This is a genomic window from Paractinoplanes hotanensis (assembly GCF_023717965.1).
Taxonomy (GTDB): Bacteria; Actinomycetota; Actinomycetes; order Mycobacteriales; family Micromonosporaceae; genus Actinoplanes; species Actinoplanes polyasparticus.
On the sequence record NZ_JAMQOL010000010.1, the window covers coordinates 125,794 to 149,227 of the forward strand.

A 23,434-nucleotide genomic window follows, 5' to 3' on the forward strand; every position below is an offset into this window, starting at 1 on the left:
GCGCCTCCTCGTCGTATCAACCTCCCGCCATCATCGACCCCGGCCTCGAAGATTGCCATACGTCGAACGCTTGACTACTTTCCGCCACTCGTGACGACGGCAACCTTGCCGCTGACCCGGTTCTGTCGAGGACCGAGCCTGGCCGCCGCCACGGTCACCTACGACGCCACCCTGGCCGAAATGCTGGACGGAATCCTCAACGACGACGAGCAGCGGTCGATGCACGAGATGGTCCGCCGACTCCTCGCAGAGACCACACAGCGTTCACACAGTTAGTCGACGCACAGTAGAGGGGTCACTTCTTTCGGTACCGGAGGTACCCCTTGATCCTGGCTCTCGTCGACTTCCTCCTCCTGCTCGTGCAGCTGCTGCTGGTCGCACGGGCCCTGCTCGACTGGAGCACCGTGCTGGCCGGCCCCGCCCAGGCCGGTGGCTTCCGGGCGCGCCTCATGTCGGGCGTCTACACCGTCACCGAGCCGATCCTGGCCCCGGTGCGCCGCGTCATCCCGCCGTTGCGCCTCGGCGGCGCCGCGATCGACGTCGCCTTCCTCATCGTCTTCTTCGGCATCGTCGTCATCCGCGCGATCATCTAGTCACGGGCTCCGGGCCGCCGGCGTCAGATCATCAGGCCGCCGGTGGCCCGGATGTTCTGGCCGGTCACCCAGCCGCCCTGCGGCGAGCAGAGGAAGCCGACCACGGCGGCGACGTCGGCGGGCCGGCCGAGACGTCCGAGGGCGGTCATGGCCGCCGCGGTCTCCAGCGCCTCCGGCGGGTTGGCCGAGCGCAGCAGGTCGGTGTCGGTGGCGCCCGGCGAGACCGCGTTGACGGTGATCCCCCGCGGGCCGAGTTCGCGCGCCGCGACCGCGGTGATCTGCTCCAAGGCAGCCTTGCTGGCGCAGTAGAGGGCCAGGCCCGGCGCCTGCGAGACCGTGTTGAGCGTCGAGATGGTGACGACCCGGCCGCCGTCGCGCAGCAGCGGCGCCGCCTCCCGGATGGCGAACAGCGGAAACTTCGTGTTCACCGCGAAGACCCGGTCGAACTCGGCCGGCGTGAGCCGGTCGATCGGCGCCGCGGTGGCGATGCCCGCGTTGCTGACCAGGATGTCGAGGCCGTCGCGGACCGGGTCGAACATCGCGGCCAGCGTGCCCATGTCTTCCTGGTCGGCACGCACGGCCGTCGTGCCGCGCACCTCGGCGACGACCTCGGCAGCGGCTGCCTCGTCCTGCCGATAGGTGAAGACGACCCGGGCCCCGGCTGCGGCCAGCTCTTCGACGATCGCCCGCCCGATGCCCCGTGATCCCCCGGTCACCAGCGCGGTCCTGCCAGTCAGCGTCATGCCCGCACGCTAGGTCCGCCCCGCCCCGCCGTCTTGGAAGTTTGCGACGCCAGGACCGGCGGCGTCCGCAGATGGGCGGCCAGCGCGGACGGCGTCATCCCGGCCAGCGCGCGGGTCTCGCGGGCCAGATGCGACTGGTCGGCCAGGCCGCTCCCGGCCGCGGCCTCCGCCGGCGCCGCACCCGCCCCGAACCGGCCCACCACCCTCTGGAAGCGCGCGATCCGCGCCACGGTGGCGGGCGACATCCCGATGTGCTGCCGGAATCCCCGCTCCAACCGCCGCCGGCCGACCCCCAGCTCGTCCGCGAGCACCCCGATCCGCGGGCGGTCACCGCGCCGAAGCCGCCACCAGGCCGCCGTCACCGCCGGATCCGGCCGCACAGCAGAACCGCGAACCAGGCTCGTTCCGATCGCGGCGATGTGTCGCTCAGGACAGGCGGCGGCGCCTCGCCCAGCCGAAGTCGGCGTGGCAACTCCCGTCGCCCGCCGAAGCCCGGTATCCGCGAGCTCCGCGTCGAAACCGGTGCTCGCGAGCTCCGCCCGGAGTATCGCGGATCTGAGCATCGCCTCCAGGAGGTCGAAACGCTGCTCCCATCCCGCAGCCGCACCCAGCAGCCCCGGCAGCTCCGTGGCAGCAGGCCCCAGCAGATCGGGCAGACCGGCTGCGCCACCGCCGAACTCCCGCATGGGCGCCCCGAACAGCACCCCCACTCCCAACGGCGTGAGCCCGAAGCTGACGCCGTGTCCCCACCACGTGTCACCACGGGTCGTAGCCACCTCCCGAGCCCCGGACACCAGCCCCGACGGCGATCCGAAGTCGACGATCACCGTCGTGGAGGCAAGCGGCAGCACCAGATGAGCGACGGGCAGCCCCGACCCCGACCGGAAACCGGACAACCCGATGACGTACGGCCGGAGCCACCCCGGCACAGCCCGGACCGCAACCTCGCACGGCTGCTCCGAGACCACCGCCGGCACGGAGTGAATCTGCGCCCCCATGCCGCCAGCCTCGCCGCCGCCCCCAGGCCGGTCAAGCACCCCGTCAGACCTTGGCGGGCAGCCTGCGGTGCAGTTCGGCCAGCAGCACCTCGGGCGCGGGCGACATCAGGCCCACATCGACCAGATAGACCACCTGCCCGTTGCGGCGGCGGGTGCGTGGGGGGCGGCCGGCACCGTGCAGGGGTTCGGCGAAGTCGTCGTCGACCGGGGTGATGAGCAGTTCGGTGAAGGGGCCGCGGTAACGCAGCGCCACCTCGCCGACGCCGGCCCACGGAATGTGCACGGGGCGACGGCCGGTGGCGGCGAAGTCGAGGCCGCGCATCGAGCTGTGCAGCCAGCCGAGGCGGTTCCAGACGACGAGCAGGATCAGCGCGGTCACCACGACGGGAACGATCAGGGCCAGTTCGACGTAGAGGACCAGGTCGCCGGTTGTGGGGGTGTCGCCGGCGGCCAGCCGGAGCAGGGTGAACAGGCCGAGCGACGTGATCCAGACGGCGGCCACGACCCACAGCATCGTGACGAAGACCATCGCGCGGGGCTGGAAGAACGTCACCGTGTCGTCGTCGGGTCCGAGCACCTCGTCGATGTGTGTCACGATGGAATTATGCCCTGATTGGTAGCAGCTGTGGGCAATTATGAGGGGGTGACCGTCACGCGCTTGGGCAGCCTGGGTGACATCGACGCCGCGGCCGATCTGCTCGACCAGTACCGCCAGCACTACGGCGCCAACCCGGCGCCCGAAGCCGTGGGCGCGTGGCTGCGCGAGCAGATCGAGTCGGCCCGCGCCCGCGTGTATCTGGCCGGCGAGGCGGACGGCATCTGCACCGTCGCCGTGGTGCCGGCCGCGCTCACTCTCCGCACGGTGTGGCTGGTGCGCGACCTCTACGTGAGGCCGGCGGCCCGGCGCCGCGGGGTCGCACGGGCGCTGCTGACCGCGGTCGCGGAGGAGGCGCGCGCCAGCGGCGCGCACCGCCTCTCACTGCAGACCGAGACCGACAACGTACGGGCCATCGAGCTCTACGCCCGGACCGGTTTCGCCGCCGTGCCGGAAGTGACCGTGATGGACGGCGTCCTTTAGACGGGCACCGCCTAGGCGGGCACCGCCACGCGATCCTCCTCGGGCCGGCGGGCCTTGGTCCGGGTGTACGCGTAGAGGCGGTAGATGAGCAGCAGCTCGAACGCCACCATGAGCACCGACGACAGGATCGCGACCGCGATGATCTGCTGGACGACGGGACCGAGGATGAACACGAACATCATGAACTCGATGCCGCTGAACAGGTGCGGACGGATCCGGTGCCGCACCAGGAAGTTGCGCAGGCGCCACACCGCGGACTCGTTGCCGGTGGACTCGGCGACGACCACCGGGCCGGCCGGCGCGTCCTCGTCGGTCATGACGACCGCGCCCTGGTTGAGGTCGGCGCGTACCTTGCCCATCTGGAGCGCGTTGAGGTACCGGAACATGTCGAGGAAGACGACCACGCCGCCGACCCAGAGGTAGGTCCGGTTGTCCGTCGCCGCGTACTGCCCGCCGAACAGCCCGACCGCGCACGCAGCCACCCGCAGGCGGTCGAACACGTAGTCGAGCCACGACCCGAAGGCCGAACCCGTCCCGTTCAGGCGCGCGATCTTGCCGTCCATGCAGTCCAGGACGAAGCTGAGGTGGAACAGCAGGGCCCCGAGCAGCAGCCACGGGTAGTCGGCACGCCAGAACGAGTAGGCGCTGCCGAGACCGACGACGAAGGCCAGTACGGTCAGCCGGTTGGGCGTCACCGCACGCCACGGCGAGACCAGCCAGACCAGGCGGGAGGCGAGCGGGTCGACCAGCCCGACGGTCCACCAAGCGTCCCGCTGCTTGTACGTGCGATCGCGGATCACTTCAAGTGGGAACCGCTGCGTCATCCCGAATCTCCTGCTTTTACCGAAAACGTGAACGATCAACCGCGCGGACCTTACTAGAAGTTGAACACCCCGCAAAGGACGTCGGCTACAAAACGGACGGAGCCAAGCCTGTGGACGCCAGTCATGTCGCGGACGACCTGGAGAGCGTGATCCTGACCGAGGAACAGATTCTCGCCCGGGTCGGCGAGCTCGCCGCCGAACTGCACGAGCGCTTCGGTTCCCGTACGCCGGTGCTCGTGGGCGTGCTCGGCGGGGCGGCCACCTTCACGGTCGATCTGGCCCGCGCCTACCCCGGACAGGTCGAGATCGGCTGGATGGCCGCCAAGTCGTACAGCACCGGCAACCGCGCGTCCGGCTCCCTGCGGCTGCTCAAGGACCTCGACATCGACATCACCGGGCGCGACGTCGTGATCGTCGACGGGGTCATCGACACCGGCCTGACCATGTCGTGGCTGATCGCCAACCTGGCCCAGCGCGAACCGGCCTCGATCACGGTATGCGCCCTGCTGCGCAAGCCGGAGACCGCCCACGTCGAGGCCGGCACCCCCACGTACGTCGGTTTCGATGTCGGCGAGGGCCTGATCGTCGGCTACGGGCTGGATCACGAGGGCCACTACCGCAACCTGCGCTGCGCGGCCGTGCTCGCGCCCGCGGTGTACGCGGCGCGGCGCGGCCGACGGGTGGCGCCGCACGGCCGCACGTAGGCTGTTACCCATGACTGAGTTCGACGGCCTCCCGGTGCTCCGTTCCCCCGTGGCGATCGCCGCCTTCGAGGGCTGGAACGACGCGGCGGACGCATCGACCGCGGCCGTGGAACACCTCGAGCAGGTGTGGCAGGCGCGGGAGATCTCCACCATCGACCCCGAGGACTTCTACGACTTCCAGGTCAGCCGTCCGACGATCACCATGGCCGAGGGCGAGACGCGCAAGATCGAGTGGCCGACCACCCGCTTCACCGTGGCCAGCCCGCCCGGCGCCGACCGCGACGTCGTGCTGATCCGCGGCATCGAGCCCAGCATGCGCTGGCGCACCTTCTGCGAGCAGGTGCTCGAGGTCTGCCACAGCCTCGAGGTCAACCGGATCGTGTTGCTGGGCGCCCTGCTGGCCGACGTGCCCTACACCCGCCCGCTGCCGATCAGCGGCTCGGCCAACGACCGCGAGGCGCAGGACAAATACAAGGTCGTCCCCACCCGCTACGACGGCCCGACCGGCATCGTCGGCGTGCTGCACGAGGCGGCCGGCCGCGCCGACCTCGACGCGTTGTCGTTCTGGGTGCACGTGCCGCACTACGCGAACAACCCGCCCTGCCCCAAGGCGACGCTGGCCCTGCTGAGCCGCCTGGAGGACGTTCTCGACCTGCCCGTTCCCCTGGCCGACCTCGCCGAAGAGGCCGACGAGTGGGAGAAGCGCGTCCGCGCCGCGGCCGAGCAGGACGCCGAGCTGGGTGAATACGTCCGCGAACTCGAGGAGCGGGTCGGCGACGAGGGAATCCAGCCGCTGACCGGCGACGAGATCGCCAGCGAGTTCGAGAAGTACCTGCGCCGCCGCGGCGGTTCCGCGGGTCCCACCGCCGGCTCCTGGTAACCGACCCTTCAGGCCGGGCCGCTCGTCAGCACCCCGGGCCGCTCGTCAGCACCCCGGGCCGCCTGTCAGCACGCCGGGCCGTTGAAGCCGGTTGTCAGCAGGCCGGGCAGTTGGGCAGGCGCGCGGTGGCTATCGCGGTGGCGAGCTGCCGGAAGACTTGCTGGTCGTCCGGGCTGAGGTCGCCGGCGATGTCGGGCAGACGCTCGGCGATGTCGACGTAGAGCGCGTCGGCGATCAGCTTGCCCTCGGCCGTCGCGTAGAGCGTGATCACGCGCCGGTCGCTGCCGGGGCTCTCCCGCTGAACCAGGCCGCGGCGTTCCGTGCGATCGACCAGCTGGCTGAGCGCGTTCTTCGCCATGCCCATCGCCGCGGCCAGCTCGGCCATGCGCCGGGGCCGGTCTTTGACGCTGCACAGCAGCTGCCCCTGGGCGGGCGTGAGGTCGTGGTCGCCGCAGATCTGCACGAACCGCCGCTGAATCACGATCGAGAGCGCGACCAGCGCGTTGCCGAATCCGTGGTTGTCCACGCCGACATCCTAGCTTTGCTGAAGTTCATGCCGTGAACTAACAGGGCCTTGCTCAAGTTCACGCCGTGAACTACTTTGGTTCACGGCATGAACTTCATCGGGCGAGGGAGCAGACATGGCGTTCGAGACCCGTCGGGGCACGCGCGGCGCACGGCAACCCGGCGGCCGCCTGCTGACATGGGTGAACCGGTGGATGATGCGCCGCATCCGAACCGGCAAGGGCGTCGGGGCGAGCACGCTCGTGCTGACCACCATCGGGCGCAAGAGCGGCGTCGAGCGGCAGAACCCGGTCACCTACTTCCCCGGCGACCGCGGCCCCGACAGCTGGCTGATCGTCGCCTCCGCCGCGGGCGCGGCCGGCAACCCCGCCTGGTTCCACAACCTCGCCGCCCACCCCGGCCAGGTGAGCATCGAGCTCGCCGACCGCGAGATCCCGGTGACCGCCGAGCAACTGACCGGCGCCGACCGCGAGTCGGCCTGGCGCAGCATCACGTCCGGCTCGGCCCGGTTCGCGCAGTACCAGAAGAAGACCGACCGCGAACTCCCCGTGATCCGCCTGACCTCACGCGAGGCCGGCAAGCCGCGGGCCGACGGGCCCCGCTGAACTCGTGACGGTCGTCCCGGCCAGTGCACAAAACGCGAGCGGTGCAGCACGGTCGTCACAGCGGTCCCGGCCGGTGCACGAACGCGACTCGTGACGGTCGTCCCGGCCGGCGCACAAAGGCGAGCGGACTCGCCCGGCGAACACGGTCGTCACAGTCGTCCCGCCCGTGCACAGAACGCGAGCGGACTCGCCCGAGAGGGACGGCCTCACAGCGCTGCTCGCGTACCCCTCGTTGAAGATCAGGAACCGGACGTGCGGGGCTTGTTCGTCGCTTCTGGCCATCGCGTGTGGCGTTCGTTGCGGGCGTGTCGCTGCGAGGTGCGACACAGTGCGTCAGGCATCCTAGGAACCTAGGGTCTAGGAGGTCGGCATGACGATCAATCCGGGGGCGGCTGAGTTTCCGCATCGGCAGATCGCTAGTCAGCTCAAGGAACGCATCCGGCGCGGGGACTGGCAGCCGGGGGAACGACTGCCGAGCATTCCCGCGATGGCTGAGATGTTCGGCGTCGCCAAGCAGACCGTGCAGCGGACCGTCGACCAGCTGCGGGTCGAGGGCATCCTGATCACCAAGCCGGGTTCCGGCACGTACGTCCGGGGCACGCGGCGCCGCCTGAACCGGCTCTCGCGCGGACGGTACGGCGCGCATCGGGGGTACCACGCCGATCTCGCTGCCCGGTATCGGCAGCAACTGGTCTCCGTACGGCGGGAGGCCGCACCGCCGGAGGTGGCCGACGCGTTCGGCGTGCGCGACGGCACCGAGATGCTCGTCCGCCGGCACATCGTGCGCGCCGACGACGCCGCGGTGGAGGTCGGCGCCTCGTGGTTCCGGGTGACCGACGTCAGCGGCACCTCGCTCGAACGGGCCGAGGCGTTCGGGCGGCCGCTCTATCAGGAGGCCGAGGAGGTGCTCGGCAAGCGCTACGCCTCGGCGACCGACACGATCAGCGCCCGGCAGCCCAGCCGCGAGGAGGCCGAGATCCTCCAGATTCGCCCCGACACCCCGGTGCTGCACCTGCTGCACGTGGCCTTCGACGAGACCCGCAAGCCCATCGAGGTGGCCCAGGCGACTTGGCCCGGCCCGATGACCACCCTGACCGAGGAGTACAAGATTCCGGCCCCGGCGCCGGCCCCCGACCCGGACCCGGGGCTGGCCCTCGCCTGATCGGCCGGCGACACGGGCCGGGCCCGGGCGTCACGGCGCGGCCGGCGACACGGGCCGGGCCCGGGCGTCACGGCGCGGCCGGCGGAGGAAGACCGGAAATACAGAAGACCCGAGGTGCCCTGTGCGAAGGGCGCCTCGGGTCTTCGGTGGTGTTTAGCGGCCGAAGAGGCCCAGGTCCAGGCCGGTGTTGCCCTGGCCGTTGGGGCTGAGCACGTTCAGCAGGGCGAACTGGTTGTACTCGTCGTTGTTGTCCGAGTAGCGGTAGTCGAGGTCGTAGCTCGAGTTCCGGTACGAACGGTAGTCGAGGTCGTAGTCGTAGTCGCCGCCGTGCGGGTGGTAGGCGACAGCCGACGCCTGGCCGTCGTGCGAGACGGCGGCGCTGGCGGTGCCCGCGAAGGCGAAGCTGGCGCCGGTGGCGAACATGAGGCCGGCGATGTAGAGGACCGGACGACGCATGGTGTTTCCTTTCGGACGATTTCAGGACCAGGGAAAGTCTGGCGGAATCGTGACCGAATTGTGGCTTATTTCGGTTGAGTCCAGCCAACCGCATGGAATGTTCCCGAACCGCCCAGTAACCGTGATCAAGCGTCTAAGGTCCTCGCCGGGCGACCCTCAGCCCGCGCGCGCCGAAGCGCGGCCCCGCAACTTGGCCGAAGCGGCACACAGCGCGAGAAGCCGGCAGACGGCCGCGCAGTGAGCGAGAGCCCAGCGAAAACCGGGCGCCCCCGAAGAGGGACGCCCGGTTGCGGAACCGGTCAGAGACGGACGCCGAGAAGGGCGTCCACCGTCCGCGCCATCAGAGCGGGCGCCTGATCGTCGTCACCGGCGCCGGAGAGTGCCGCTTCAGCCCAGGCGTCGACCACGGCAAGCGCCGCGGGCGAGTCGAGATCGCTGCTCAGGGCCTCGCGCACCGCGGCCACCAGCCCCTCCCCCGACGGGCCGGCCGGAGCGGCCGCCGCCGACCGCCAGCGGGCCAGCCTCTCCTCGCCCGTCTTGAGCACTTCGTCGGTCCACTCGCGGTCGCCGCGGTAGTGGCTCGACAACAGCCCCAGGCGTACGGCCATCGGGTCGACCCCGTCGCCCCGCAGGCGGGAGACGAAGACCAGGTTGCCCTTGGACTTCGACATCTTCTCGCCGTCGAGGCCGATCATGCCGGCGTGCACGTAGTGCCGCGCGAACGGCGCCCGGCCGGTCAGGGTCTCGGCGTGCGCGGCCGAGCACTCGTGGTGGGGGTAGACCAGGTCGTTGCCGCCGCCCTGCACGTCGATCGTCTCGCCCAGCCGGTCGAGGGCGATCGTCGTGCACTCGATGTGCCACCCGGGGCGGCCGGGACCGAGGTCGCCGCCGTCCCAGGCCGGTTCGCCGTCGCGGGCGCCGCGCCACAGCAGCGGGTCGAGCGGGTCGCGCTTGCCCTCGCGGTCGGGGTCGCCGCCGCGCTCGCGCGACAACACGATCATCTCGTCGCGCGCGAGGTTGGACTCGTAGCCGAACCGGGGCGCCGCGGCGACCGAGTAGTAGACGTCGCCGGTGCCGTCGTCGAGCGTGTACGCCGCGCCGGCCTCGATCAGATCGCCCACGTGCGAGACGATGGCCGGGATCGACTCGACCGCGCCGACGTAGTGGGCCGGCGGGATGATCCGCAGGGCCTCCATGTCCTCGCGGAACAGGGCCGTCTCGCGCATGCCGAGCACGATCCAGTCCTCCCCGTCGCGGGACGCGCGCTCGAGCAGCGGGTCGTCGATGTCGGTCACGTTCTGCACGTAGTCGACGTCGAGACCGGCGTCGCGCCAGGCCCGGTTCACCAGGTCGAAGGTGATCATCGTGGCGGCGTGGCCCAGATGGGTGGCGTCGTAGGGCGTGATGCCGCAGACGTACATCGTCGCCCTCGAGCCGGGATCAGAAACAGCGACCTCGCGGCGGGCCGAGTCGTAGAGGCGCGGCAACGATGCCGTTCCCGGCAGGGTCGGCACGTCGTGCCCGGTCCATGAATCCATGCTCAGAACACTATCCAGCGGTGGTCACGCAAGCCCGGCGGCGTGAACAAAACTACACAGGTGGCCAGGGGATCGCGGGCCAGTCCTGCGGCGGATCGGGGAACCGGCTGCGGCGCAGCAGGCGCTTGGCCCGCAGCCGAACCTGTTGGACCTCGGTGATCGTCAGGTGATCTTCCAGCGCCTCCCCGAGCGCTCCGTCGAGCTGCGCGAGCAGTGCCGGCAGCACCTCGGCGGCCTCGGGGATCAGCGGCTCGCCGGTCCAGCCCCAGAGAACCGTACGCAGCTTGTTCTCGACGTGGAAGCTGACGCCGTGGTCGACACCGTGCACCGAGCCGGTGGCCGGGTAGAGCACGTGGCCGCCCTTGCGGTCGGCGTTGTTGATCACCGCGTCGAACACGGCCAGGCGGGCCAGGCGCTGGTCGTCGGCGTGGGCCAGGGCGTACGCGTCCCCGTCCTCGTCGCGCGCGTTGGCCACCGGCAGCCAGCCCTCGGGCACGTCGTAGGCCGGCACGAAGCCGATCAGCGACTCGGCCGTCGCGGGCTCGTCGATCCACAGCTGCAGCGCGCCGACGCCGAGCGGGCCGTCCCGCAGGATCGTGGGCGGAACAACATCCCACCCCGTCGCCCGGGACACCAGATAGGCCGACACCTCACGCCCGGCCAGGGTGCCGTCGGGGAAATCCCACAGCGGGCGCTCGCCCTGCACCGGCTTGTAGACGCAGCGACGGGTCAGCCCGTCGAGGGTGATCTCGGCCCGCAGCGTGGTGTTCGAGGCGTCGACCAGGCGGCCCTCGATCTCGAGCCGGCCGCGGCTGAGCAGTTCGAGGGCATCGGCCTCGGCCAGCGCCGCGGCGGGCTCGGTGGTCACCGGTGGTAGCCGTTGTGCCGGGGGCAGAGGTGGCCGGCCGGGTCGAGCGGCTGGCCGCAGAGCGGGCACGGCGGGCGACCGGCCGCCACCACCCGACGGGCACGGTCGATGAACGCGCGCGTCGCCTCGGGGGTCAGCCGCACCCGGAGCCGGTCGAGGTCGTCGTCGGGCTCGTCGTCGGCGTCGTCCTCGTCGTCGTCGGTCACGGGGACGTCGTCGTCGTCCTCGGCGCCCAGCTCGATCTCGACCTCGGTCTCGCCGGCCTCGATGGCCTCGATGACCACGGTGCTCGTGTCGACGTCGAAGGCCAGGCCCAGGGTGCCGACGCGGAACTCCTCGTCGACCGGGGTGTCGAGCGGCTCGTTGTCGTGCACCGTGAGCACGGGCGCCTCGGGCAGCGAGACACCGAAGCGTTTGTTGGCCTCGACGAGCAGTTCCTCGAGCTTCTCGGCGAGCAGCGACACCTGGACCTTTTCGAGCGCGACGCTGACCACCCGGCCGCCACCGCGGGCCTGGAGGAAGAAGGTCCGGTCGCCGGGCTCGCCCACCGTCCCGGCGACGAACCGCTCCGGCGGCTCGAACGAGTGCACCTGGTGGGTCATGCGAACAACCCTATCCGCGAAGGGTAGGGCTTGCGCGTCCCGGACGGCCGGGTTCGCCGAGGGCGCAACGCACACCAGCCTGCGGTAACACGCCGGTCACACAGTGCAGTCAGGCGCCGCCGCCCGCTCCACCGCCGACCGCGGCGTCGGAGCGCTCCGCGTCGGCCGACGGCGGCGGAATGAGCGACTGCAGGTCGGCGGTGTCGTTCAGCCGTACGACGAAGGGCCGGGTCGGCGTGTAGCGGATGACGCTGATCGAGGCCGGATCGGCCACGATCCGCTGGAACTGGTCGAGGTGCAGGCCCATCGCGTCGGCCACGATGGCCTTGATCACATCACCGTGGCTGCACGCGAGCCACAGGGCGTCGGGCCCGAACTCCGCCGAGACGGACGCGTCCCAGCGCCGGATCGTGGCGATCGCGCGGGCCGACATCGCGGCCATCGCCTCGCCGTTGGGGAAGACGGCCGCGCTGGGATGCTGCTGGACGACCGGCCAGAGCGGCTCCTTGGACAGCTCCTTGAGCGGACGGCCCTCCCAGTCGCCGTAGCCGCACTCGGTCAGCCCCTCGTCGACCACCGGCGAGCTGCCGGGCAGGGCCAGCTCGACGGTGGTGCGGCAGCGGACGAGCGGGCTGGTGACGACCCGGGCCAGCGGCAGCGCGCGCAGTCGTTCGCCGGCCCGCCCGGCCTGGGCGCGGCCGGTGTCGTCGAGTTCCACCGGACGGCGGCCGGCCAGCTCGCCGGTGGCGTTGGCCGTCGTACGCCCGTGGCGCAACAGCAGGACGGTGGCCACTACTCGGCCACGCCGGACTCTTCGTACGCCTCGGCGACGATCCGCAGGGTGTCGATGCCGCTCTTCAGATCGCCCACGTACGGGCTGATCGAGAGCGTGCCGACGCCGGCCGCGGCGTACTGCTTGATCCGTTCCTTGACCTGGATCTTGTTGCCCAGGATCGAGGTGCGCTCGATGAAGTCCTGCGGCACGGCCTCGGCCGCCTCCGCCTTCTTGCCGCTGAGGTAGAGGTCCTGCACCCGGGCTGCCTCGTCGGCGTAGCCCATGCGTACGGCCAGCTGGTTGTAGAAGTTCTGCTCCCGGCTGCCCATGCCGCCCACGTAGAGCGCCGCGTAGGGCCGGATGACGTCGGCACACCAGGCCACGTTGTCGCCGAGGACCACGGGCACGCTGGGCGCCACGTCGAAACCGGTCAGCCCGAGGCCGTGCTTGGCCCGGCCGCGCTCGATGTGCTGCAGGTATTCACCGGCCGCGTCGGGCGCGAAGAAGATGGCCAGCCAGCCGTCGGCGATCTCACCGGCCAGCTCGAGGTTCTTGGGGCCGACGGCGGCCAGATAGATCGGCACGGCGTCGCGCGGCGGGTGGAAGCCCAGCCGCAGCGCCTTGCCGGGCCCGTCGGGAAGCGGGAGCGTGTGGTGCTCACCCTGGTACGACACCGGCTGCCGGGCGATCGCCATCTTCACGATCTCGACGTACTCGCGGGTGCGCGACAGCGGCTTGGCGAAGCGCACGCCGTGCCAGCCCTCGGAGACCTGCGGGCCGGAGACGCCCAGGCCCAGGCGGAAGCGGCCGCCCGACAACGTGTCGATGGTGGCCGCCGTCATCGCGGTCATCGCCGGCGTACGCGCGGGAATCTGCATCACCGCCGCGCCCAGGTCGATCTGCTGGGTCTGGCCGGCGATCCAGGCCAGCATGCTCACCGAGTCCGACCCGTACGCCTCGGCCGACCACACCACGGCATAGCCGAGCCGGTCCGCCTCCTGCGCCATCGCCAGATGATCGGCGGGCGTGGTCCACGCCGCCTGATAACCGAGATTCAGCCCGAGCCGCACGATGTCCCCCTCCGCCCATGAACAACGTCACCTGAAGACTACTGACCGCGCCCTGAGCGATTTCGGTCCGGTTACCGACGGGGTTGACGCGGACGCGGGCATTTCGCTATGTGCGCTTGCTGAATAAGGTTCACTCATGCTGCAACGACCGCTCGGCCGTAGCGGGCTGGCGGTTTCCCGGCTCGCTCTCGGCACCATGACCTGGGGCCGGGACACCGACCCCGACGACGCGGCGGCGCAGCTCAAGCTGTTCCTGGAGGCCGGTGGCACGCTGCTCGACACGGCCGACGTGTACGGCGACGGCGACGCCGAGGACGTGATCGGCTCGCTGCTCGACCATCTGGTGCCCCGCGACGAAGTGGTGATCGCCACCAAGGCCGGTCTCACCCCGCACGGTTTCCGCCGCCGGGACGGCTCGCGCGGCAACCTGCTGCGCTCGCTCGACGCGTCGCTGCGCCGGCTCGGCACCGACTACGTCGACCTGTGGCAGGTGCACGGCAACGACCCGATGACCCCGCTCGACGAGACCCTCGGGGCCCTCGACCACGCGGTGAACAGCGGCCGGGTGCGCTATGTGGGTGTCTCCAACTTCGCGGCGTGGCAGACCGCCCGGGCCTCGACCTGGCAGTCGGCGTACCCCGGCCGGGCGCCCATCGTGGCCGCGCAGATGGAGTACTCGCTGCTCGAGCGGGGCATCGAACGCGAGCTGCTGCCCGCCTCGGCCGCGCTCGGCTTCGGCGTGCTGGCCTGGTCGCCGCTGGGCCGCGGCGTGCTGACCGGCAAGTACCGCAACGGCCGCCCGCTCGACTCGCGCGCCGCCACCGAGCATCTGGCCCCGTTCGTGCAGACCTATCTCGAGCCGCGCAGCTCCAGCATCGTGCAGGCGGTCGTCACGGCCGCCGCGGGGCTGGGTGTCTCCCCGGTCGAGGTCGCGCTGGCCTGGATCCGCGACCGGCCCGGGGTGGCCGCGCCGATCCTGGGCGCCCGCACGGCCGGGCAGTTGCAGGGCGCCCTGCAGAGCGAGGATCTGACCCTGCCGACCGAGATCGCCAACGCGCTCGACGACGTCTCGGCGATCGATGTCGGCTACCCCGAGCGCGAGGGTGCCGGCTATCCGGACGGCGAAGGCTGAATGCCGCGACCGCTGATCAGCGCCACCGCCCATCGGCGGGCGGTCTTCCTGCTCCTCGGCGCGGCCACCTCGCGTACCACCTCCGGTGGCGTCCGGCCTGCGGTAACTGCGATCGGGGAGACCGCGGCGCGGGACTGGTGTCCCGGGCGGAAACGGGAGCATATTAGACCCCATGGACTACGAATACGCGCCGCTGCGGTTGCCCTCGAACGTCGATCGGTTGACCGCCGCGGCGCAGCTCGCCATTCAGGCGGAGTTCTCGGGGTGGGAGCTGGCCCGCGTCCAGCTCTTCCGGGACGGCAGCCGCAAGGTGATGCTCCGCCGTCGTGTGCAGCCCAGCCCGCAGCCCGGGTTGAGCTACTGAGAAGGGCCCGTCCGCACGGACGGGCCCTTCGCACACCTCAGGGCGCCACTCAGTGGTGGTGCCCGGCGTGGTCGTGGTCGTCCTCGTCGGGCAGGAACGGGTGCTCGTCGAGGCGGCCGACCAGCAGGTCGCCCTGCTTCGGCGCGAACGGGCCGTCACCGTCGGAGTCCTCGAACTCCTCGAGGTCGAGCGGCTCGGCGATCTCGCTGACGGTGAGCAGGCCGTCCAGCGGCTCCAGCTCGGGCACGTCGAGCGACGAGAGCGATCCGTCACCGGCCTGCAGCAGTTCGAGCACGGCCTCACCCACGCTCTCGACCGGGCCGGCGTCCTCGTCCTCGGGCACGGAGGAACGGCGGGCGTCCTCGGCCCGGCGCAGCAGGGCGGACACGCTGGGCACCCGGTAGTCGCGGCGCTGGCGCACCGACAGCACCTGCGGGTAGGGGTCACCCGAACCGGCGCCGTCGAGGCCCTCGACGCCCAGGCCGAAGCGCTGGTCGGCCTCGTTGGGGTCGATCGACTCCACGTCCCACGGCGTCACCTCGCCGAACGCGTCGAGCAGCTTCTCGTCGTACGCGAAGGAGGCGTTGTTCAGGTCGACGTACGCCTGCCACACACCGTCGTCGTCAACACGGCCCTCGGCCGCCTTGACCGCCGCGAGGTGCGCCCGGGAGGCCTCGATCACCCGTTCGAGGGCGGCGTCGAGCTCCTGGTTCTGGTCGGTCATCGGTATGGATCCTTCCAACAGGTCAGCTGTTCCGGAGCAGACGGTCGAGCACACGCACGCCGAACTTTAGCCCCTCGACCGGGACCCGCTCGTCGATGCCGTGGAACAACGAGGCGAAGTTCAGGTCAGCGGGAAGCCGCAGCGGGGCGAACCCGAAGCACCGGATGCCGAGGGTCGCGAACGCCTTGGCGTCCGTGCCGCCGGACATCAGGTAGGGCACGGTACGCGCTCCCGGATCCTCGGCGCGCAGCGCGGCCCCCATCGCGTCGACCAGCGCGCCGTCGAACGACGTCTCGACGGCGGGCTGCTGGTGGACGTGCTCGATCTCGATGTCGGGACCGATCAGCTCGCGCAGGGTGGCCAGGAACTGATCGGCCTCGCCGGGCAGCGTGCGGCAGTCGATGGTGGCCGAGGCGCGGCCGGGGATCACGTTGTCCTTGTAGCCGGCCTCGAGGCGGGTCGGGTTGGCCGTGTTGCGGATGGTGGCGCCGATCAGGTTGGCGATCGGTCCCAGCTTGGCGATCGCCAGCTCGGGCTCGGCCGGGTCGATGTCGATCTGCAGCGCGTCCCCGACCTGCTCGAGGAAGGTCCGCACGGTCGGCGTCACCACGGTCGGGAAGCGGTGGTGGCCGACCCGGGCGACCGCGTCGGCCAGGTTGGTGACCGCGTTGTCGTCGTGGATGAACGAGCCGTGCCCGGGGCGGCCGGTGGCGTGCAGGCGCAGCCAGTCGAGGCCCTTCTCGGCGGTCTGGACCAGATAGAGGCGCAGGTCGTCGTTCACCGTGTAGGAGTAGCCGCCGACCTCGCCGACGGCCTCGGTGCAGCCCTCGAACTTCTCGCGGTGATTGTCGACCAGCCACTGCGAGCCGTACTGCATGCCGGCTTCCTCGTCGGCGGTGTAGCAGAGCACGATGTCGCGCGGGGGCACGTAGCCCGTCCGGGCCCAGTCGCGGACCACCGCGAGCATCATCGCGTCGAAGTCCTTCATGTCGATCGCGCCGCGGCCCCAGAGGTAGCCGTCCTTCTCCTCCCCCGAGAACGGGTCGACCGACCATTCACTCGCGTCGGCCGGAACCACGTCGAGGTGGCCGTGCACCAGCAGCGCGCCGCGGCTGCGGTCGGCCCCGGGGATGCGGGCGATCAGGTTGGCCCGCTTGGGCGCCGACTCGTGCAGCTCGACGTCGATGCCGGCCTCGCCGAGCTTGCCGGCGACGTACTCGGCGGCGACGCGCTCACCGACCGTGGTGCGCGGGTCGCCGGTGTTGGTGGTGTCGATGCGCAGCAGGTCGCGGCAGATGCCAACGACCTCGTCGGCGGCGGTGGTCTCCATCCGCCCTTCTTACCAGGAGATCGTTGCGCGGGGTTTATCCGGACGCCTGCCTGGGGTACTGCGGCCGCCGTGTCTTCCTTGAATCTTCCCCCGCTGCCGCCGATGGGCGGCGAGACCACCGGACGCAACGTGGTCGACGTGATTACCGAGGAGCACCGCGAGCTGCTCGAGCTGTGCGACCGTCTGCTGGCCGAGCCGGCCGACAAGAGGCTGGCCGGCGTGCTGATCGCCGAGCTGTCCCGTCACCTCAGCGCCGAGGAGCAGTACCTCTACCCCGCCGTGCGGCGCACCGTGCCCGGCGGCGAGGAGCTGACCGCGCGCGAGCTGGCCGAGGACCGGGAGCTCTTGATCACCCTGCAACAACTGCAGAAGGACCTGTCGGCGGAGCGTGTGCGGGAGGTCGCTGTGGCCGTACGCCGTCACGTGGACGCGGACGCGGAGGAGCTCCTGCCCGTTCTCGTGCAGATGGTGCCGATCGAGGATCTGATCCGGGTCGGCAACCGGTTCGAGACGGCCGAGGAAGCGGCGCCGACCCGCCCCCACCCCGGCACACCGTCGACGCCACCTTGGAACAAAGTGGTGGACCCCGCCGTGGCCGTTGTGGACAAACTGCGCGATGCCGTGACCCGCCGGACAACGTACGCCAAGGATTTGTAGGCATTACACCGGATTGGTTAACCCATTTGTCACAAGTGCGGGATGTTTCACCGCGCCATAGGGCTAGCCTTCGATGTCTTCTTGGTCCTAACGTCACGTTATGAACCTGGAGCTCCGGCATCTCAAGGTGGTCTGCGCCATCGCGGAGACCGGCAGCGTCACCAAGGCGGCATCGCAGCTCGGGCTGGCCCAGCCGGCCCTGACCGCGCAGCTGCAGCGCATCGAACGCACCCTGGGCGGCCCGCTGTTCGAGCGGGACCGTCGCGGCGCCCGGCCCACGGCGCTGGGCGAGCTCGTGCTCGCCCGGGCCCGGGTGCTGCTGCCGGCGATGAAGGGCCTGCAGGACGAGGCGGCCCGGATGGCCGGCGCGACCGGGGCCGACACCATGAGCCGTTACCGGATCGGCGCCCTGGGCGGCCCGATCATCGGTGGCATGGTGTCCCGGCTGTCGCTGGCCCAGCCCGATGCCCAGATCACCACCCACGCGTCGTACTACGTCGACGACCTGGCCAACATGGTGCTGGCCGGCAAGCTCGACTACGCCCAGGTGGGCGTGTGCGGCGACGCCATCCCGTCAGCCGACTACGGCCTGGTCTGGCAGACCATCGCGGTCGACGGCATCTGCGTGCTGATGCCCGACGACCACCCGGGCGCGAAGAAGGCCGACGTCGACCTGGCCGAGCTGGCCTCGGAGTCGTGGGTGGCCTCGACCGGCGACGGGTGCTTCGGCGACTGTTTCGCCGCGGCCTGCGCGCGGGCCGGCTTCACCCCGCGGCGCATGCTCGAGAGCGACGTGCGCGGCTGCATAGACATGGTCGAGTCGGGGATGGCCCTCGCGCTCTGCCAGGGCACGTTCCGGCCGCCGCGGGGACTGACGTCCCGGCCGCTGCGGGGCGCCCCGCTGCGCTGGCGGCTGGTGCTGGGCTGGCATCCCGACTCGCCCGCCTCCCTCGGCGCCGGCAAGCTGATGGAGATGGCGCAGGAGGCCTACCAGGAGGTCGTGATGCGCAACCCCGATTTCGTCGACTGGATGGCCGGCCATCCGCACCTGGGCGTGGTCCGCAGCCTGACGGCAGCGCAGGAGAAGTAGAAAAAGGGCCCGGCGGCGATGCCGGGCCCTTTCCTCTGTGGGTCGTCAGGCGTTGACGGGCGAGGCGACCTGGAAGGTCAGCTTGCCGTCGACCGCGTCCACCTTGACCGTCTGGCCGGGCGCCAGGTCGGCGCCGAGCAGCATGGTCGACAGCCGGTTGTCCAGCTCACGCTGGATGACCCGGCGCAGCGGGCGGGCGCCGAACTCGGGCTGGAAGCCCTTCTCGGCCAGCCGGTCGACCGCCGCCGTGGTGATCTCCAGGGTGACGTCCTGGTTGTGCAGCCGGCGCCGCGTCTCGTCGAGCATCAGCTCGGTGATCTGACGAACCTGCTCCTGCTCGAGCTGCCGGAAGACGATGATCTCGTCGATCCGGTTGATGAACTCGGGCCGCAGCTGCTCCTTGAGCCGCCGGTCCAGCCGCTCACGCAGCTCCTCGTCGGGCGAGGGGCCGCCGGCCGCACCGAAGCCGACGCTGCGGCGGGTGCCGTTGATCAGGTCGGAGCCGATGTTGCTGGTCATGATCAGGACGGTGTTCTTGAAGCTCACCGTGTGGCCCTGGCTGTCGGTCAGCCGGCCGTCGTCCAGCACCTGCAGCAGGATGTTGAAGACGTCCGGGTGGGCCTTCTCGATCTCGTCGAGCAGCACCACGCTGTACGGGCGGCGGCGGACCGCCTCCGTCAGCTGCCCCGCCTCGTCGTAGCCGACGTAGCCGGGAGGCGCCCCGACCAGCCGCGACACGGTGTGCCGCTCCTGGAACTCGCTCATGTCGAGCCGGATCATCCGGTCCGAGTCGCCGAACAGCGCCTCGGCCAGCGAACGGGCCAGCTCGGTCTTGCCGACACCGGTCGGGCCCAGGAACAGGAAGCTGCCCACGGGACGGTCCGGATCGCCCAGCCCGGCGCGCGAGCGGCGCACCGCCTCGGCCACGGCCTCGACCGCGTCGTCCTGGCCGACCACCCGCTCGTGCAGGTGCGTCTCCAGGCGCAGCAGACGCTCGCGCTCCTCCTCGGTGAGCTGCGCGACCGGGATGCCGGTGGCCCGCGACACGACCTCGGCGATGTCCGCCTCGGTCACGTTGGGCACGCCGCCGTCGTCGGCGCCGCCCTGCTCGATCTCGGCCTTGAGCTGGTTGATCTCGTCGCGCAGGGCCGAGGCCTTCTCGTAGTTCTCGGCCGCCACCGCCTGGTCGCGGTCGCGGGAGAGCTCGTCGAGCCGGCGCTCACGCTCACGCACGCCGGCGTCGGGCGTCTTGACCCGCAGCCGTACCCGCGCCCCGGCCTGGTCGATCAGGTCGATCGCCTTGTCGGGCAGGAACCGGTCGGTGATGTAGCGGTCGGACAGCACCGCCGCGGCGTCGAGCGCCTCGTCGGTGATCCGCACCTGGTGGTGCGCCTCGTAGTTGTCGCGCAGGCCGCGCAGGATCGCCACCGTGTCCTCGACCGAGGGCTCGCCCACCAGCACCGGCTGGAAGCGCCGGGCCAGAGCGGCGTCCTTCTCGATGTGCTTGCGGTACTCGTCGAGCGTGGTCGCGCCGACCACCCGCAGCTGACCGCGGGCCAGCGCCGGCTTGAGCATGTTGCTCGCGTCCATGCCGCCGCCGTCGCCCCCGCCGCCACCGGCGCCGACCAGGGTGTGGATCTCGTCGAGGAAGACGATCAGGCCGTCGCCCTCGTTCTGGATCTCGTCGATGACCTTGCGCAGGCGCTCCTCGAAGTCGCCGCGGTAGCGGGTGCCCGCGACCAGGCCGGCCAGGTCGAGCTGGATGACCCGCTTGCCCTCCAGGGTCAGCGGCACGTCACCGTCCACGATGCGCTGGGCCAGGCCCTCGACGATCGCGGTCTTGCCGACGCCGGCCTCACCGATCAGCACCGGATTGTTCTTGGTGCGCCGGGAGAGGATCTCGACGGCCTGCTCGATCTCGTCGGCGCGGCCGATCACCGGGTCGATCTCGCCGCGGCGGGCGAGCTCGGTGAGGTCCACACCGTACTGCTCGAGGGTGGGGGTGTTGCCGCCGCCGGTGTTGCCGCCACGACCGCCAGGGCCGCCCCGGCCCGGGCCCGGTTCCTGCGAGCCTTGCTGCTGCAGCGCCTGCGGGTCGAGCTTGCCGGCGAGCAGGCGTCCGGCCGCGGAGTCGGGGTTGAGGCCGAGCGCCATCAGGATGTGCTCGGGACCGACGTACGACGAGCCCAGCGCCCGCGAGAGCTGCAGGCTGTCGAGCAGCGCGCGCTTCGCGGCGGGGGTCAGCGCGACCTGGGCCGGCAGCTCCTCGCGGACCCCGGCCGGGCGGCCGAGGGCGGCCAGCAGCGAATCGGGGTCGGCGCCGGCCCGGCGCACGGTCTGCTTCATCGGCTCCAACTGGAGCACGGACCACAGCAGGTGGTCGGTGTCCAGATCGGCGATCGGCCGGTCGGGGTCGGCCAGCTCGGCCGCGCGGCGGGCGGCGCCGGAGAGAACCTCACGGGCGTCGCCACTCATGTACTTCGTGATGTCGATGCGCGCCGAACGGCGCGGGTCCGCCGCACCGAAGAAGCGCGCGAAGAAGTCGTCCCACTGGCCGGGACCAGTCGGTCCGATCGGTCCGATGCTCATACGTCTTCTCTTCTCTTCTTTACGTAGCCTTCGTCCGTGGCAGGCGCGTACCCACCGCGCACGCCCCGTATCAGCGTTGTGTGCCAGCCCTCCATTCCCGATTCCCGCGAAAAGTTGACTCGGGTACGCTCAACTTCATGACCGTACCGCTGGTGGTCGTCGACGGGGCGAACGTCGTCGGATCGGTGCCCGACGGGTGGTGGCGCGACCGCGCCGGGGCGGCCGTCCGCCTGCGCGACGCCCTGGCGCCGGTGCTCGCCACCGGTCTCCCCGATCTTGCCGCCCCGATCGAGATCGCGCTGGTCGTCGAGGGTAAGGCCAGGAACATCGAGCAGTCCGGCAACGGCATCACGGTCGTTCGGTCCGAGGGCTCGGGCGACGACACGATCGCCGAGCTGGTGCGCGACTCGGCTCCCGGCCGGCGGGTCGTGGTGATCACCGCCGACCGTGGGCTGCGCGACCGGGTCACCGCATTCGGAGCCGAGGTGAGGGGCCCCACAAGCGTCCCGCGCCGCTAGGGCGCACCAGATGTGCCCTAGGATGTGAGCGTGATCGCACGCTCGGTGACCCGTTCCTGGACTCCCGCCGGGAGCTGGATCACCCCCGCGCTGCCGCTGTACGGCGACGATCACGAGCGCCGCGACTTCGCCCCCGCCCGTTCACTCCGCGATCTGCCGCTCTGGGCGCCTCCGCCGCTCTGGCCCCCGTGGGCTCCCGCCCCCGCCGCCTGAGCACCGTTCCGCCCAACCGCTCGCCCTTTCCGGGCGGCCCGCCCTTTCTTTGGTGGCATCTGGCCCGCCCCGTCTGTGGGCGGCGTCCCCGACCGCCGGCGGCGACCCCGCCGTAGCCGGCCGGCCTCTCGACCTCCGGAGTGAACCGTCATGTCCGCACCCTCCGCGGAGCGCGCCGGTGCGCGCGCCGTCCTGCGCCGGCCGTACGTGCCTCTCGTCCTCACCGCCAGCCAGGTCGGCCGCCTGCCGCTGGGCGCCTCGCCGCTGGCCCTGCTGCTCTTCGCCCGCGAGTCGGTCAGCCTCGTCGTGGCGGCGGCGCTCGTCGCCGTCTTCACCGCCGGGATGGCCGTCGGGGCGCCCGTCCTGGCCCGCGCGGTCGACCGCCGGCGACAGCCGCCGATCCTCTACGGCTCGGCCGTCGTGTCGGCCGTCGGTTACGTGATCGTCTCGCTCGCGCCGGGCCGCCCGCTGGTGATCGGCCTGGGCGCGGCGCTGGCCGGGCTGGGCACGCCGCCGCTCGAGGCCTGCCTGCGCGCCCTCTGGCCGGTTCTCGTGCCGCCGAACACCGTGCACGCCGCGTACGCCCTGGACATCGCACTGCAAGAGGTCATCTTCGTGGCCGGGCCACTGGTCACCCTGGCCGCCGTGGCGCTCGGCGGGCCGTCCGCGGGTCTCTACGCCGCCGCCCTCTTCCAACTGGCCGGCGTGGTCGCTTTCGTGCGCGCCCCGGCCGTACGGCAGTGGCGCGGAACCCGCGCCCACCGCCACTGGCTGGGCCCGCTGCGCGAACGCAGGCTGGCCGTCATGGTGGCCGGCGTGGCCTTCGCGGGCGCCGCCGTCGGCAGCATCCCGGTGGTGCTGACCGGCTACGCCGAGACCGCCGGCGACCGGTCGCTGACCGGCTGGCTGCTGGCCGCCCAGGCCGGCGGCGCGCTGGCCGGCGGCCTGCTCTACACCCGGGCGACCCCCGGCACCCCACGCCGCTTGCCGGTGCTGGCCGCGCTGTTCGCCGCCGGCTACCTGCCGCTCCTGCTGGTCCCCGGCACCGCGGCCATGACCGCCCTGCTGATCCTCAGCGGCGTCATGCTGCCCCCGCTGCTCACCGCCGTCTTCCTCAACGCCGACCGCCTGGCCCCGCCCGGCACGGCCGTCGAGGCCTTCGCCTGGATCATGACCGCCTTCAGCGTCGGCAGCGCCCTGGGCGCGGCCGCCGCCGGTCCCCTGACCGACGCGGGCGTCCGCACCGGCTTCGCCTTCGCCCCGCTGATCGCCCTGCCTGCCATCGCCGCCATGGCCGCCGGCGTCCACCTGCTTGCCCGCCCGCGGCCCGCGCCCGGCGACCAACGCTCGGAGGGGTGAAAAGATCGCTCTTGAGCTGGGCTTACGGTTTCGCTCG

General features: G+C 71.4%; 28 protein-coding genes. 14 read left to right on the forward strand and 14 right to left on the reverse strand.

Annotation, left to right across the window (positions count from 1 at the left end):
* The first annotated feature begins 90 nt into the window (after positions 1-90).
* Positions 91-276 (forward strand): hypothetical protein, encoded by a 186-nt coding sequence (locus tag LXN57_RS08600; RefSeq protein WP_251797480.1) that lies wholly within the window; start codon positions 91-93, stop codon positions 274-276.
* Between the two features lie 47 nt (positions 277-323).
* Positions 324-593: a YggT family protein gene (locus LXN57_RS08605; RefSeq protein ID WP_251797481.1), complete on the forward strand. Its 270-nt coding sequence runs from the start codon at positions 324-326 to the stop codon at positions 591-593.
* Positions 594-616: 23 nt separating this feature from the next.
* On the opposite strand, the gene LXN57_RS08610 is transcribed toward LXN57_RS08605, so the two are convergent.
* Genes LXN57_RS08610 through LXN57_RS08620 form a run of 3 tightly spaced genes read right to left on the reverse strand, consistent with a single transcriptional unit; the run spans position 617 to position 2,929 of the window.
* Complete coding sequence (locus LXN57_RS08610; protein ID WP_251797482.1) at positions 617-1,336, reverse strand: SDR family oxidoreductase; 720 nt, start codon at positions 1,334-1,336, stop codon at positions 617-619.
* The gene (locus LXN57_RS08615; RefSeq protein WP_251797483.1) at positions 1,333-2,334 is read right to left on the reverse strand and encodes a helix-turn-helix domain-containing protein; all 1,002 of its coding nucleotides are present in this window, start codon (positions 2,332-2,334) and stop codon (positions 1,333-1,335) included. Before LXN57_RS08615 ends, LXN57_RS08610 begins: the two co-directional genes overlap by 4 nt.
* Before the next feature lie 43 nt (positions 2,335-2,377).
* Positions 2,378-2,929 carry a hypothetical protein gene (locus LXN57_RS08620; RefSeq protein WP_251797484.1) on the reverse strand — a complete coding sequence of 184 codons (552 nt, stop codon included), beginning with the start codon at positions 2,927-2,929 and terminating at the stop codon, positions 2,378-2,380.
* A gap of 48 nt (positions 2,930-2,977) precedes the next feature.
* Here LXN57_RS08620 and LXN57_RS08625 point away from each other — a divergent pair, with 48 nt between their 5' ends.
* Complete coding sequence (locus tag LXN57_RS08625; protein ID WP_251797485.1) at positions 2,978-3,412, forward strand: GNAT family N-acetyltransferase; 435 nt, start codon at positions 2,978-2,980, stop codon at positions 3,410-3,412.
* 11 nt (positions 3,413-3,423) lie between these two features.
* Here LXN57_RS08625 and LXN57_RS08630 read toward each other — a convergent pair whose 3' ends face one another.
* Positions 3,424-4,236: a CDP-alcohol phosphatidyltransferase family protein gene (locus LXN57_RS08630; protein ID WP_251797486.1), complete on the reverse strand. Its 813-nt coding sequence runs from the start codon at positions 4,234-4,236 to the stop codon at positions 3,424-3,426.
* A 110-nt stretch (positions 4,237-4,346) separates the two neighbouring features.
* Here LXN57_RS08630 and hpt point away from each other — a divergent pair, with 110 nt between their 5' ends.
* Positions 4,347-4,940 carry a hypoxanthine phosphoribosyltransferase gene (hpt, locus tag LXN57_RS08635; protein ID WP_251797487.1) on the forward strand — a complete coding sequence of 198 codons (594 nt, stop codon included), beginning with the start codon at positions 4,347-4,349 and terminating at the stop codon, positions 4,938-4,940.
* Positions 4,941-4,950: 10 nt separating this feature from the next.
* Positions 4,951-5,820, forward strand: a complete 870-nt coding sequence (locus LXN57_RS08640) for a PAC2 family protein (RefSeq protein WP_221379392.1) — start codon at positions 4,951-4,953, stop codon at positions 5,818-5,820.
* A gap of 94 nt (positions 5,821-5,914) precedes the next feature.
* Here the strand turns inward: LXN57_RS08640 and LXN57_RS08645 are convergent, their stop codons facing one another.
* Complete coding sequence (locus LXN57_RS08645; RefSeq protein WP_251797488.1) at positions 5,915-6,346, reverse strand: MarR family winged helix-turn-helix transcriptional regulator; 432 nt, start codon at positions 6,344-6,346, stop codon at positions 5,915-5,917.
* Between the two features lie 115 nt (positions 6,347-6,461).
* Here LXN57_RS08645 and LXN57_RS08650 point away from each other — a divergent pair, with 115 nt between their 5' ends.
* The gene (locus tag LXN57_RS08650) at positions 6,462-6,950 is read left to right on the forward strand and encodes a nitroreductase/quinone reductase family protein (protein WP_251797489.1); all 489 of its coding nucleotides are present in this window, start codon (positions 6,462-6,464) and stop codon (positions 6,948-6,950) included.
* Between the two features lie 370 nt (positions 6,951-7,320).
* Complete coding sequence (locus LXN57_RS08655) at positions 7,321-8,112, forward strand: GntR family transcriptional regulator (protein WP_251797490.1); 792 nt, start codon at positions 7,321-7,323, stop codon at positions 8,110-8,112.
* 153 nt (positions 8,113-8,265) lie between these two features.
* Here the strand turns inward: LXN57_RS08655 and LXN57_RS08660 are convergent, their stop codons facing one another.
* From LXN57_RS08660 to LXN57_RS08685, 6 genes are all read right to left on the reverse strand, one after another.
* Entirely contained in the window at positions 8,266-8,568 is a 303-nt protein-coding gene (locus LXN57_RS08660) for a hypothetical protein (RefSeq protein ID WP_251797491.1), read from the reverse strand.
* Between the two features lie 299 nt (positions 8,569-8,867).
* The gene (gene mshC / locus LXN57_RS08665; RefSeq protein WP_251797492.1) at positions 8,868-10,106 is read right to left on the reverse strand and encodes a cysteine--1-D-myo-inosityl 2-amino-2-deoxy-alpha-D-glucopyranoside ligase; all 1,239 of its coding nucleotides are present in this window, start codon (positions 10,104-10,106) and stop codon (positions 8,868-8,870) included.
* Between the two features lie 52 nt (positions 10,107-10,158).
* On the reverse strand, positions 10,159-10,974 hold the full coding sequence (locus LXN57_RS08670) for an SCO1664 family protein (protein WP_438872850.1): 816 nt from the start codon (positions 10,972-10,974) through the stop codon (positions 10,159-10,161).
* Positions 10,971-11,576, reverse strand: coding sequence for a DUF3090 domain-containing protein (locus tag LXN57_RS08675; protein ID WP_221379398.1), 606 nt, complete (start codon positions 11,574-11,576; stop codon positions 10,971-10,973). Before LXN57_RS08675 ends, LXN57_RS08670 begins: the two co-directional genes overlap by 4 nt.
* Positions 11,577-11,685: 109 nt before the next feature.
* Entirely contained in the window at positions 11,686-12,369 is a 684-nt protein-coding gene (locus LXN57_RS08680; protein ID WP_251797493.1) for a histidine phosphatase family protein, read from the reverse strand.
* Entirely contained in the window at positions 12,369-13,421 is a 1,053-nt protein-coding gene (locus LXN57_RS08685; protein WP_221379400.1) for an LLM class F420-dependent oxidoreductase, read from the reverse strand. Before LXN57_RS08685 ends, LXN57_RS08680 begins: the two co-directional genes overlap by 1 nt.
* Positions 13,422-13,557: 136 nt before the next feature.
* On the opposite strand from LXN57_RS08685, the gene LXN57_RS08690 reads away from it, so the two are divergent.
* Positions 13,558-14,553, forward strand: coding sequence for an aldo/keto reductase (locus LXN57_RS08690; RefSeq protein WP_251797494.1), 996 nt, complete (start codon positions 13,558-13,560; stop codon positions 14,551-14,553).
* Between the two features lie 172 nt (positions 14,554-14,725).
* Positions 14,726-14,917: a DUF5703 family protein gene (locus LXN57_RS08695; protein WP_221379405.1), complete on the forward strand. Its 192-nt coding sequence runs from the start codon at positions 14,726-14,728 to the stop codon at positions 14,915-14,917.
* A 49-nt stretch (positions 14,918-14,966) separates the two neighbouring features.
* On the opposite strand, the gene LXN57_RS08700 is transcribed toward LXN57_RS08695, so the two are convergent.
* Together LXN57_RS08700 and LXN57_RS08705 are read right to left on the reverse strand one after the other, a co-directional pair.
* Positions 14,967-15,641, reverse strand: a complete 675-nt coding sequence (locus tag LXN57_RS08700) for a hypothetical protein (RefSeq protein ID WP_221379406.1) — start codon at positions 15,639-15,641, stop codon at positions 14,967-14,969.
* Between the two features lie 22 nt (positions 15,642-15,663).
* A complete protein-coding gene (locus LXN57_RS08705; RefSeq protein ID WP_251797495.1) occupies positions 15,664-16,971 on the reverse strand; it encodes a M20/M25/M40 family metallo-hydrolase in 1,308 nt (435 codons plus the stop codon).
* Between the two features lie 69 nt (positions 16,972-17,040).
* Between LXN57_RS08705 and LXN57_RS08710 the strand changes: the two genes are divergently transcribed.
* The gene (locus LXN57_RS08710; RefSeq protein ID WP_308206603.1) at positions 17,041-17,628 is read left to right on the forward strand and encodes a hemerythrin domain-containing protein; all 588 of its coding nucleotides are present in this window, start codon (positions 17,041-17,043) and stop codon (positions 17,626-17,628) included.
* A gap of 100 nt (positions 17,629-17,728) precedes the next feature.
* Positions 17,729-18,718 (forward strand): LysR family transcriptional regulator, encoded by a 990-nt coding sequence (locus LXN57_RS08715; RefSeq protein ID WP_251797496.1) that lies wholly within the window; start codon positions 17,729-17,731, stop codon positions 18,716-18,718.
* Positions 18,719-18,763: 45 nt separating this feature from the next.
* Here the strand turns inward: LXN57_RS08715 and LXN57_RS08720 are convergent, their stop codons facing one another.
* Entirely contained in the window at positions 18,764-21,307 is a 2,544-nt protein-coding gene (locus tag LXN57_RS08720) for an ATP-dependent Clp protease ATP-binding subunit (RefSeq protein ID WP_251797497.1), read from the reverse strand.
* 137 nt (positions 21,308-21,444) lie between these two features.
* Here LXN57_RS08720 and LXN57_RS08725 point away from each other — a divergent pair, with 137 nt between their 5' ends.
* The 3 genes from LXN57_RS08725 to LXN57_RS08735 all read left to right on the forward strand — a co-directional run bounded on the left by LXN57_RS08725 (position 21,445) and on the right by LXN57_RS08735 (position 23,397).
* On the forward strand, positions 21,445-21,825 hold the full coding sequence (locus LXN57_RS08725; protein ID WP_251797498.1) for an NYN domain-containing protein: 381 nt from the start codon (positions 21,445-21,447) through the stop codon (positions 21,823-21,825).
* A 30-nt stretch (positions 21,826-21,855) separates the two neighbouring features.
* Positions 21,856-22,038: a hypothetical protein gene (locus tag LXN57_RS08730; protein ID WP_251797499.1), complete on the forward strand. Its 183-nt coding sequence runs from the start codon at positions 21,856-21,858 to the stop codon at positions 22,036-22,038.
* A 150-nt stretch (positions 22,039-22,188) separates the two neighbouring features.
* Positions 22,189-23,397 carry an MFS transporter gene (locus LXN57_RS08735; RefSeq protein WP_251797500.1) on the forward strand — a complete coding sequence of 403 codons (1,209 nt, stop codon included), beginning with the start codon at positions 22,189-22,191 and terminating at the stop codon, positions 23,395-23,397.
* The last annotated feature ends 37 nt before the right edge of the window (positions 23,398-23,434 follow it).

What these genes read in the sequence shown, in the direction of transcription:
- LXN57_RS08610 (WP_251797482.1), bottom strand. Translation starts at nt 1,336, where the DNA reads ATGACGCTGACTGGCAGGACCGCGCTGGTGACCGGGGGATCACGGGGC.
- LXN57_RS08615 (WP_251797483.1), bottom strand. Translation starts at nt 2,334, where the DNA reads ATGGGGGCGCAGATTCACTCCGTGCCGGCGGTGGTCTCGGAGCAGCCG.
- LXN57_RS08630 (WP_251797486.1), bottom strand. Translation starts at nt 4,236, where the DNA reads ATGACGCAGCGGTTCCCACTTGAAGTGATCCGCGATCGCACGTACAAG.
- LXN57_RS08640 (WP_221379392.1), top strand. Translation starts at nt 4,951, where the DNA reads ATGACTGAGTTCGACGGCCTCCCGGTGCTCCGTTCCCCCGTGGCGATC.
- LXN57_RS08650 (WP_251797489.1), top strand. Translation starts at nt 6,462, where the DNA reads ATGGCGTTCGAGACCCGTCGGGGCACGCGCGGCGCACGGCAACCCGGC.
- LXN57_RS08655 (WP_251797490.1), top strand. Translation starts at nt 7,321, where the DNA reads ATGACGATCAATCCGGGGGCGGCTGAGTTTCCGCATCGGCAGATCGCT.
- LXN57_RS08660 (WP_251797491.1), bottom strand. Translation starts at nt 8,568, where the DNA reads ATGCGTCGTCCGGTCCTCTACATCGCCGGCCTCATGTTCGCCACCGGC.
- mshC (WP_251797492.1), bottom strand. Translation starts at nt 10,106, where the DNA reads ATGGATTCATGGACCGGGCACGACGTGCCGACCCTGCCGGGAACGGCA.
- LXN57_RS08675 (WP_221379398.1), bottom strand. Translation starts at nt 11,576, where the DNA reads ATGACCCACCAGGTGCACTCGTTCGAGCCGCCGGAGCGGTTCGTCGCC.
- LXN57_RS08690 (WP_251797494.1), top strand. Translation starts at nt 13,558, where the DNA reads ATGCTGCAACGACCGCTCGGCCGTAGCGGGCTGGCGGTTTCCCGGCTC.
- LXN57_RS08695 (WP_221379405.1), top strand. Translation starts at nt 14,726, where the DNA reads ATGGACTACGAATACGCGCCGCTGCGGTTGCCCTCGAACGTCGATCGG.
- LXN57_RS08700 (WP_221379406.1), bottom strand. Translation starts at nt 15,641, where the DNA reads ATGACCGACCAGAACCAGGAGCTCGACGCCGCCCTCGAACGGGTGATC.
- LXN57_RS08705 (WP_251797495.1), bottom strand. Translation starts at nt 16,971, where the DNA reads ATGGAGACCACCGCCGCCGACGAGGTCGTTGGCATCTGCCGCGACCTG.
- LXN57_RS08715 (WP_251797496.1), top strand. Translation starts at nt 17,729, where the DNA reads ATGAACCTGGAGCTCCGGCATCTCAAGGTGGTCTGCGCCATCGCGGAG.
- LXN57_RS08720 (WP_251797497.1), bottom strand. Translation starts at nt 21,307, where the DNA reads ATGAGCATCGGACCGATCGGACCGACTGGTCCCGGCCAGTGGGACGAC.
- LXN57_RS08725 (WP_251797498.1), top strand. Translation starts at nt 21,445, where the DNA reads ATGACCGTACCGCTGGTGGTCGTCGACGGGGCGAACGTCGTCGGATCG.
- LXN57_RS08735 (WP_251797500.1), top strand. Translation starts at nt 22,189, where the DNA reads ATGTCCGCACCCTCCGCGGAGCGCGCCGGTGCGCGCGCCGTCCTGCGC.